General features: G+C 73.2%; 7 protein-coding genes. All 7 read right to left on the bottom strand.

Going from position 1 to position 9,067, the window contains the following annotated elements:
- A partial coding sequence (locus ACG2DA_RS20010; protein WP_395258103.1) for a secretin N-terminal domain-containing protein occupies positions 1-2,209 on the bottom strand: 2,209 nt, incomplete at its 3' end.
- A 122-nt stretch (positions 2,210-2,331) separates the two neighbouring features.
- Positions 2,332-4,233: a putative Ig domain-containing protein gene (locus ACG2DA_RS20015; RefSeq protein WP_395258105.1), complete on the bottom strand. Its 1,902-nt coding sequence runs from the start codon at positions 4,231-4,233 to the stop codon at positions 2,332-2,334.
- Positions 4,230-5,681 (bottom strand): hypothetical protein, encoded by a 1,452-nt coding sequence (locus ACG2DA_RS20020; protein ID WP_395258106.1) that lies wholly within the window; start codon positions 5,679-5,681, stop codon positions 4,230-4,232. The genes ACG2DA_RS20015 and ACG2DA_RS20020 overlap by 4 nt, the downstream gene beginning before the upstream one ends.
- 96 nt (positions 5,682-5,777) lie before the next feature.
- The gene (locus tag ACG2DA_RS20025; protein ID WP_395258108.1) at positions 5,778-7,505 is read right to left on the bottom strand and encodes a hypothetical protein; all 1,728 of its coding nucleotides are present in this window, start codon (positions 7,503-7,505) and stop codon (positions 5,778-5,780) included.
- Positions 7,502-8,368, bottom strand: coding sequence for a prepilin-type N-terminal cleavage/methylation domain-containing protein (locus tag ACG2DA_RS20030; protein WP_395258109.1), 867 nt, complete (start codon positions 8,366-8,368; stop codon positions 7,502-7,504). Before ACG2DA_RS20030 ends, ACG2DA_RS20025 begins: the two co-directional genes overlap by 4 nt.
- Positions 8,365-8,748, bottom strand: coding sequence for a hypothetical protein (locus tag ACG2DA_RS20035; RefSeq protein WP_395258111.1), 384 nt, complete (start codon positions 8,746-8,748; stop codon positions 8,365-8,367). The genes ACG2DA_RS20030 and ACG2DA_RS20035 overlap by 4 nt, the downstream gene beginning before the upstream one ends.
- 77 nt (positions 8,749-8,825) lie before the next feature.
- Positions 8,826-9,067 (bottom strand): hypothetical protein (locus ACG2DA_RS20040; protein ID WP_395258112.1); only part of this gene is annotated, 242 nt, incomplete at its 5' end.

Consider the following 9,067-nt stretch of genomic DNA (forward strand, 5'->3'; position numbering starts at 1 on the left):
CGCCGGTCGCGGAGGTGTCGAACAGTTCGCGGAGGATTTCGACGGCGGTCTCGGCGTCGGCGTTCTCCAGCGTGAAGACCTTCACGTCCGCCCGGGCGCCGCTGGGGGCGTCCAGCGCCGCGACCAGCGCGATCAGCAGCGGCATCGTCTTCTCCGGCGCCGTCAGAATCAGCCGATTGCCGGTGGCGTCCGGGGCGACGGACACGTCCGCCAGCAGCCCGCTGCGGCCGGTCTCCCCGGTCGCGGTGACGTACTCCACGATCACGCTGCGAGCCGCCTGCAACGCCTGGGCGTCGGCCCCGCCGCCGGCGGCCCCCCCGCCCAGCCCGGCGCCCTGCTGGGCCTGAGCCGGGTTGATGACCGCCCGGATCGCTTGGTTGATGGTGTCGGCCAGCGCCTCGGCGGTGGCGAACTCGAGGGCGACCACCTCCATCCGGCTCACCAGCCCGCTCTCGCCGCGGTCAAGGTCCCGGACGAGCTTCCGCACCTCCGCCAGGCCGTTCGGCTCGGCGTTCACCACCAGGCTGTTCGTCCGCACGTCCGCGAACACCCGCACCTGCGGGAACAGGCCCTCACGATCTTCGTAGAACGCTTCGATCGCCTCGGCGACCTGCGGGGCGAGGGCGCTTTCGAGGCGGAACACCTCCAGCTGCGTCCCGGCGGGGACCGGCTGGTCGAGTTGCGTGGCGAGGGCCTCGACGGCTTCCAGGTCCGGCTCCGAGGCGATCACGATGACCGCGTTCGGCTTGCCGACGGGCAGGATCGTGACCCGGGTCGGGGCCTCTTCGCCCTGGTTCCGCAGCCGGGCCAGTTCGCCGTAGACCTCCGTCAGCAGGGTCGCCAGCGGCACGCTGTCGACGTGACGGAGGAAGAGCAGCTGGATTTGCGGCTGCAAGCCGGCGGAGAGCTGTTCGAGCTGATTGATGACCCGAGCGACCGCGGCGACGTCGTCCCGGTTGCCGCGGATGATCAGCACGCCGCTGTCGCCGAACTCCTCCACCTGCACGTCGCTGCGCAGATTCTCGATAATGCGTTGCACCTCCGCCGGGTCGCCGGCCGCCGGGCCGGCGCCGGCCGCGGGCGGCTGCTGGGCGGGGGCGTCCGCCGCGGGGGCGTCGGCGGGGGCGGCCGGGTCGGCGGCGTTCGGGGCCTGTCCCTCCTGGCGGCGGTACTTGGCGAGGGTGGCCAGCACCGGCTTCAGCTTCCGGCTGACGGCGACCGTCTCCGGCCCGCCGGCGACCACCTTCATCCCCTGCCCGTCCTTCGGTCCGCGGTCGATCGCGGTCAGGGCGGCGGCGATCTGCTCCGCCCGCTTGCCGGGAGCGGTGACGATCAACTCGTCCTTCGTTTCGTCCATCCCGATGCTGTAGGCCGGCGTGCCGGTGAGGTCCGGCTCGGCCCCGGGCTGCGGGCGGTAGGCGGCGAAGGCGGGGAAGCCGCCGGGGCCGCGGTCCAGCAGCTTGGCGTGGTCGCCGACCGCCAGCATCAGCGTGCGGGCCACCGCCTTGGCGTTGCCGCGGCTGACCCGCACCGTGACGGTGACCGGCTCCGCGGCGTCGGCCGCGGCGGCGACCGCGCCGGCGGTCAGGTCGAACACCGGGGCGGCGTCCGGTTCCATCGGTTCAGCGTGGGCCGCGTTCTGCACCTGCTCGGCGGCGTAGTCCTCGGCGGCCTCACGGGCCGTCCGGCCGGCGGGACGCACCGCCGCGTCGCGGTGCGGGAGCACGGAGGAGAAGTCTCGCCGGCGGGCGGTCGGCTCCGGCAGCGGCGTCAGGGCGGTCGCGGGATCGTGCAGCGGACGGCCCTCGGCCCCGGGGGCGGTCGGGCGGCGGTAGTCCTGCCGCACGCTGCGATCGCTGATCACGATCAGGTTCGGGCCCTGCTCCAGAATGCGGAAGCCGTCCGGCTCCAGCCGCTGGTTGAGCATCTTCACCGCTTCGTCGCGGGTGTATTCGCCGCGGTCGAACCGGCTGAAGCGCCCCGGCGGGACGTCCTTCATCACCAGGTGCGAGCCGCTCTCCTCCGCGAGCTTCCGCAGCACCGTCGGCCACGGGGCGTTGAAGTGCCGCATCGTCACGGCGGCCTTCGCGGGCGGCGGGGAGGCCGGCGCCGGGTCGTCCGCGCGCAGCGAGCCGGATCCTGCCGTCAACAGGACCGCGGTCGCCCAGAGAGCGAGGCGGCGGCGGGAGGAGGCAGTCGGCCGGTCCATCGGCGAACGTCCACGGTCAGCGGAGTGTGAATGGGGAGACGCGACGGGCGTCGCGCAACTCGTCCCGGGCAGTCGGCAAACCCGGCCGCATCGGCGCTATCGGCAAACTCGCCGCGAGCCGTTCAGTCGGATTCCTCGCCCGCGACGGTTTCCGTGTCTTCGGGCGAATTTTCGTCGGGGGCCGGAGTCGTCCCGGCGGAGCCGCGGCTGTCCGCGACCGCCGCGTCGTCGGTCGCGGCGGGTTCCGCCCGAGGCGGCTCGGAGGGCACGGCGGGCTCGGCGGCGTCGGCCGGCGGGGGCTCGGTCGAGGGCTCAGCGGACGGCGCCGCAGGGTCGAGCGCGCCGCGGTCGATCGCGTCGGCCAGCGAGGCGCCCAGCGCCAGCCGGTACCGCCGGCCGTCCCGGGCGAACTCCATCGTGTCGCGGCCGATCTCCAGCACCTCGCCTTCGACCCCGACGACCGTAAACGGGTCGCCCGGCTGCAACTTCGTGATCTGGTTCTCCGCCTGATTGAACAGCGTCGCGACCGGCTCGCCGTTGCGGGTCACCCGGCCGACGAATTTCACGAACGGCCGCAGGTCCTCCGTCACCGTCACCCGGACCTGGGTCTCGCCGCTGAGCGGCGGGGAGCCCTGGTCGGTCGCCCGCACGGTCAGCGTCGCTTCGCCGGGGGGGAAGTCGGCGGGGACCTCCCAGCGGACCAGGCCGAAGAACGCGTCGATGAACGCCCCCTCCGGCGGGTCGACCAGGCTGAAGTCCACCTCGTCGCCGTCCTCGGCGTCGCTGGCTTCGGCCTCGAACAGCAGCACGTCCCCGGCGTTGACCGTCTTCGGCTCCACGCTGGTGACCGTCGGCGGCGTGTTGCGGTCGACGAGCGTCAGCAGGACGGATCCGGTCAGCGTCTTCGCCGGCCGCGGCACCTCGGCGGCGATCTCCACCTCATAGTCCCCCGCCGGCAAATCCTCCGGCGGGTCCCAGGTGAGTTCGCCGGTGCTCGGGTCGAAGGCGGCGCCCTCCGGCAGACCGGTCGCGGACAGCGTCGGCTCCCCGCCGCGGGGGTCGTAGTCCTCCGCGGAGGCCGTCAGGGTGAACGCATCCCCCCGCACCAGCCGGGGCGAGCCAGCGAGCTTCAGCTCCGGATCGAAGCTCCGCGGCTTGCGGAACGGGCCGGTCTCGCTGAACGCCAGCAGATCGTCGGCCGGCGCCGAGTGCGGCCAGAGTTGCAGGAAGGCCCCCGCCGGCTGATCCGCCGGTTCCGTGCCCTCGACGCCGCGGCGGAGCGTCCACCGCACCGGGGTTCCGTCCTCGTCGCCCTCGTCGTTGAGCGGCTGCACGTCGCTGACCGTCAGGAACTCCGTGCCGGCCCGCACCGTGAAGCCGGGTTCCTCCGGGAAGGCTCCGCTGAGCCCGGCCGGGATGCGGACCGTGGCGGTCTCCGCGTCGGCCGGCAGGTCGGCGGCGAGCCGGGCGATCGGGAAGATCTCCTCCCGCTGGGCGGCGGTCGGCAGGGAGAGCGCCTCGGCTTCGATCAGCACCTCCAGCGGCGTGTCGCCCACTTCCGCGGCGCTGGCGATTTTCGACGAGTTGATCCGGTGCAGCAGATCGGTGCGGCGGAAGCGCCGCAGGAACAGGTCGAGCTCCGCCAGCGTGGCGAGCCCCCGCAGTTCGACCCGCACGGGGCGGAACTGTTCGTCGCGGCGGGCCTGCACCGGGCGGAGCTCCGTGCTCACCTCCTCCCACCCGCTGATCGTCGCCAGGTCGGAGAGCCACTGCGGATACAGTCGCTCCGCGTAGCTGACGTCCGCCGGCAGACTGCGACCGCGGGCGTCGTTCACCCGAACGGCGGCGGCGGTGATCGCCTGCACGCGGTCGGACAGCGTGTCGGAGCGGTCCAGCGTGCTGTCGAGCGTCGACTGCAGCTCGGCGATCGGCCCCGTCGTCATCGCGACGATCGGGCCGCGCATCAGGTAGCCGACCAGGAACAGGCCGAGGACGCCGGCGAGGATCTTTTCGTTGCGGTTCATACGGCGGCCCCCCCGGCGGTGGCGGCGTCGCCCTCGGGGGCGGGTCGGTCGGGGGGCAGTTCGGCGGAAAGGGAGAAGCGGACCGGGTAGCCCTCGCGGCCGGTCACGCGGGCGGTTTGCGTCGGCCGCACGACGTAGCCGGCGGCGGCGAGGTCCCGCTCGACCTCCCGCACCAGATTCGTGCTCTCGGCGTAGCCGTCCGCGCGGATCAACGCCCGACTGCGGGCGGTCGGCGGGCTGAGTTGGAAGGTCTCCAGGAACAGCCGCTCCGTGCCGGGCAGCAGGGCGTCGAGGCGGGCCAGTTCGGTGCGGCTGTCGGTCGTCTCCGCCGCCCAGGCGGCGAGGGCAGCGTCCTCGGCAAGCAGCGGTTCGTTCTTTGCGATGAGCTTCTCGTCGGAGGCGATCTTCACCTGCAGGCCGGCGATCTGCTCCCGCAGGGTCGATTTCTGCCGATCGAGCACGAACCAGCCGACGCCGATCACCAGCGTGAGGGCCGTCGCGGCCAACAGGCCGGTCCGCAGGCGGGTGTCCTTCGGCTCGGGCCGCCGGCGGGGGGCGAGGAAGTTCAGCGCCGGGACGGCCTCGTCCCCGACCGCCAGGCCGACCGCCCCGCCCAGCGCCCCCGGCGCCGCGGCGCCGGACGGACCGCTCAGGCCGAGGTCGTCCCACCCCTCGACCGCCCGGGGCGAACCGCCGAGCCGTTCGGCGAGCCGCGGCGCCCAGCGGTGCGATTCTTCCCCGAGCCCCCACACGGCGTTGAGGCCGTCCTCGATGCCGGCGGCGTGGGAGATGAGTACGCGGCTGCATTCGGAGAGCAGCGTGCGTTCCCACTCCTCCTCGTCCTGGCCGACGGGGTGGGCCGAATGCGAGTTCGTCACCCGCGGCCCGTCCGGCCCGACGGCGAGCAGCGTGAGCTCCACGAACTCGCCGTCGCGGCTGACGATCAACGTCGTCCCCTCCCCCGGATCGCGGGAGGCGACGAGCCGGGCGGCCCCCACCGGGGCGAGGCCCACGGCGGCCGGCGCCAGTCCCGCGGCTTCCGCCGTCGTCGAGATTTCCTTCAGCAGTTTGGCCGGCACGGTCGCCAGCAGCGCCGCCCGCCCGGCGTCGCCGGTCGCCGCGACCGGCAGCGGGAGAAAGTCGAAGGCCAGCTGGTCCAGCGGGGCGGCGCTCTTCGTGGCGGCCTGCATCCGGACCAGATCCGGCAGGTCGTCGTCCGGGACTGCGGGCAGGTCCAGCCGGCGGATCGTCGCCCGGGACCGCGGGACGGCGACGACGGTCCGCTTGGCCGTCACCTTGGCTTTGACCAGCGCCTTCTTCAGTTCCTCCCCGGTGACGGGAGCGGGCGTTTCGAAGGTCGTCCCCACCTTCCCGGCGCCGTCGATGACGACGCCGCGGAGCGGCTCTTCCGCGGTGCGGGGCCAGGCGAGGGCGAGGGTGTCGGGCATGAGGACGGGACGGGGGACGCCGGCGGGAACGGATGAGGCGGGTCGGGAAAACTGTGCGGCCGGTTTCGGCCGCCGACAAGGGGCGGCGCCGCGGGATCAGGGGGCGGAGAGCATCGCCCGGGGCACGCCCCGGCCGAGATCGGACAAGTCGCGCATCTCCACCAGCCGCGCGGGGGCGGTCGTGCCGTCGATGACCGCTTCCACCCGCACCGCCGGCCCCCCGCCCTCCACGTAGCCGATCGAGCGGACCCGGAAGAACCCGCCGCGGGCGGTAATGAACGGGTCCAGTCGGCGGAGCGTCGGCAGGTCTGTCAGCCCGTCGGCGACGAGCCAGAACGGGGTGAGACGTTGGGCGTGCAGGTCCGGCCGGGCCTCGCCGCCGGCGCCGATCATCCGGGCCGCGTCGATCTGCTCCGCCAACGCCTGCGACATGCCGGGGACGCCCATCAACGCCCCGTACCGCGCCTGGTTCACGTTGACCCGGCCGCGGATCACCTCCGTGTCGAAGGTGGTGACGGTCTGCAGGATCGACGGCAACTCGTCGAGCATCGCCCCGGACTGGAACGGGCTGTAGAGCGTCGTCAGCTCGCCGTCGATCTCGATCTCCACCTCCCGGTCGACCAGATCGTAGAAGCTGCCGATGTCCGTCGTCGCCCCGCCGGAGAGGTCCATGCCGGCCCGGGTCACGGTGGTCTCTTCGTCCGCCCCGCCGATCAGATCCGCCAGGGCGCCGGCCATCGCATCGACCTGCTCCTCCTCGGTGGCCGTGGGGGTCGTCGGGTTGCCGTTCTCGTCCAGCCCCTCCTCCATCAGGGCGTCCACGTCGGCGTTCGGGTCGAGGCTGTCGGAGCTGTTCTCCGGGTCCAGCGGCCCGGCGAGTCGGTAGGCGACGACGAACTGGGCCGTTTCCGTGTCGAAGGCCTCCTCCAGCGCGTCGAACAGATCGGTGAGGACGCCGTCGTTGAGGTCGATCTTCTCTTCGCCGTCGGCGTTCAGGTTCGGTTCGCCGCCGTGCACGGTGAGGTAGGCGGTCCAGCCGACGTCCAGCAGACCGTCCGCGTTGTCCGGGGGGTAGGTGGCGTCGCCGTCGTTCTCGCCGGGGTCCAGCAGGCCGTTGCGGTTGGCGTCCTCGCCGTACAGCAGCGCCGGGGTCACGCCCTGGACCAGCAGGAGTTCGTCCACGCTGTCGATCGGCCCGTCGCGGGGGACGCGGGGCGGGTCGAGGGCGGCGTAGGCGTCGTACTCGGCGCCGAACTCGCGGACGTCGCTGTCCTCGTCAATGAAGTCGAAGATCGCGTCGGCGATCTCCTCCGTCATGTTCGGCAGGCCCATCAACAGGTCGCGCTGCTGGGTTTCGGTCAGTTCCTGATCGCGGACGGTCAGGTTCAGCAGCCCGTTGACGTCCAGCTTGCCGGACTCGTCGATCAGCCCGAACCGCAACTGGGAGCCGGTCGGGTCGCCCTCGACCGGGGCGAAGACGGTGAAGCGGCCGTTGCCCAGCGGGTCGTCCGACGGCGAGACCAGCACGCCGCGGAGGGCGGCCGGTTCATGATAAATCGGCGGCGGGGCCGCGGGATTCGCGGTCCCCTCGTCCACAAGGGCCAGGGCCAGGGCGACGCCGCTGTCGGCGCAGGCCCGGCTGCGGGCGGCAACGCCGTGCGCGTTCGCGGCGGCCTTCTCCGCCAGCATCCGCTCCGTGAAGCCGTAGACGCCGAAGGTCAGCAACAGCACGAGCACCAGCACCGCCAATAGCACCGACCCGGTGCGGCGCCGCCGGCCGGGCCGTCGCCGGGAGGCGGCGGCGGATCGCCGTCGAACGTTCACAGCATCGCCTCCACGCTCGGTTCGCTCAGCAGCGGGCAGATCACCAACCGCGTGACGCTCGGCCCGCGGTTCCCGATTTCCTGCCCGGTCGCGTACGGGTTCGGGGCGCCGTCGAGGTCGATTTCGAGGTTCACCTCGACCGCCCGAGGCAGCGACCCGGTGAGCGAGGAATCCCACGTGGCCAGCCATTCCGCCCCGTCGAAGTAGCGGAAGGAGAGCCCGGTCACCTCCGGGGCGAGCAGCCGGGCGGCGGCGGTCAGGCCGGGCAGGTCGCCGGCGTCCTCCGCGCGGGCGACCGCGGCGGTGTCCCCCTCGGACCGGGCGAGCCCCGGGCCGTCCCGCTCCGCCACCCCGGCGGAGACCGCCCCGCCCCGCCCGGCGAGGAACCACGTAACCGTCCGCAGATCGCTGGTGCGGGCCGCGGGGCCGGACGTCACCTCGTCCGCGATGCCCCGCGGCGGCAGGGCCGTGTAGAGCGTCAGCGTTTCGGCGTCGCCCGTCAGTCCGACCTGCGGCACCGGGAACAGTTCCGCCTCGGCCTCCGCGTCCGCCGACCCGGAAGTAGAGGACGAGGAGGTGGACGGCCCCGAAGTCGCCGGGTCGCTCTCGGAGTCGTCCGCGGCCGTCTCGTCCGGCAGGGCCCGCGGGGGGGCGAACCGCAGGCTGCGGACGTCCGTCAGCAATCGGGCCCGGATCGCCCGGGCGAGTTGTTGCTCCATGGCGGCGTCGCGGCCCATCGTGGTCACGCGGCGGAAGGTCTCCAGCCCGGCGTAGACCCCCGCCAGCACGACGACCAACAGGGCCATCGCCAACAGGACTTCGACCAGCGTGAAACCGCCGCGACGGCGGGCGGGGCGTCTCACAGCGTGCCCCCCGTCGATTCGGAGACTTCGGCGTCCAGCAGCACGGCCGGGTCGCGGACGAACTGTTGCAGGCGGAACGCCTCGTTCGGCTCGCCCCGCAGGCCCTCGTGCAGAACCGCGACGGTCACGTCCAGCAGCCCCTCCGCCGGACCGGAGGCGACCGTCAAAGAGTACGACCACAGCCCGTCGTCCCCCTCCAGCGGGGCCTCGCCGACGGACTGCAACGGCTCGACGCCGGCTAGGACTTCGTTCAGCTTGGCGGTGGCGAACTCCTCGGCCTTGGTCCGCAGTCGGGCCTCCTCAGACATCCGCACGCCGAGCGAGACGTGCTGCCCCAGCACCGCCAGCGAAGCGACGAGCAGGATCAGGGCGAGGAACACCTCGTAGAAGGTGATCCCGCGTCGGGCTCTTCCCCGGCGGATGGGCCCGAGGCGGAGACGGCGGTGCGGGAGGCGCGTCATCGCTGGGCGGCCCCCGAGAGCGGGGCCGGTTGCGTCCCGGTCAGGGTCGGCCGTTCGACCGGTTCGATCGAGGCGGAGCCGGTCAAGCTGCGGACGACCACCCGCAGGGCGCCGACCTCGTCGGCCAGCGTCACCGAGGCGGCCGTCGCGGTGCCGTCGGGCAGAAAGCGGATCGGGTCGGACCACTGGGCCATCCCCAGCTCCGCGGCGTTCGGCAGGCCGTCGAAGTAGTTCGCCG

Origin of the sequence: Alienimonas sp. DA493 (genome assembly GCF_043951915.1) — a bacterium.
Taxonomy (GTDB): domain Bacteria; phylum Planctomycetota; class Planctomycetia; order Planctomycetales; family Planctomycetaceae; genus Alienimonas.

Coding starts and splice junctions, on each gene's coding strand:
- ACG2DA_RS20015 (WP_395258105.1), bottom strand. CDS start 4,233: ATGAACCGCAACGAAAAGATCCTCGCCGGCGTCCTCGGCCTGTTCCTG.
- ACG2DA_RS20020 (WP_395258106.1), bottom strand. CDS start 5,681: ATGCCCGACACCCTCGCCCTCGCCTGGCCCCGCACCGCGGAAGAGCCG.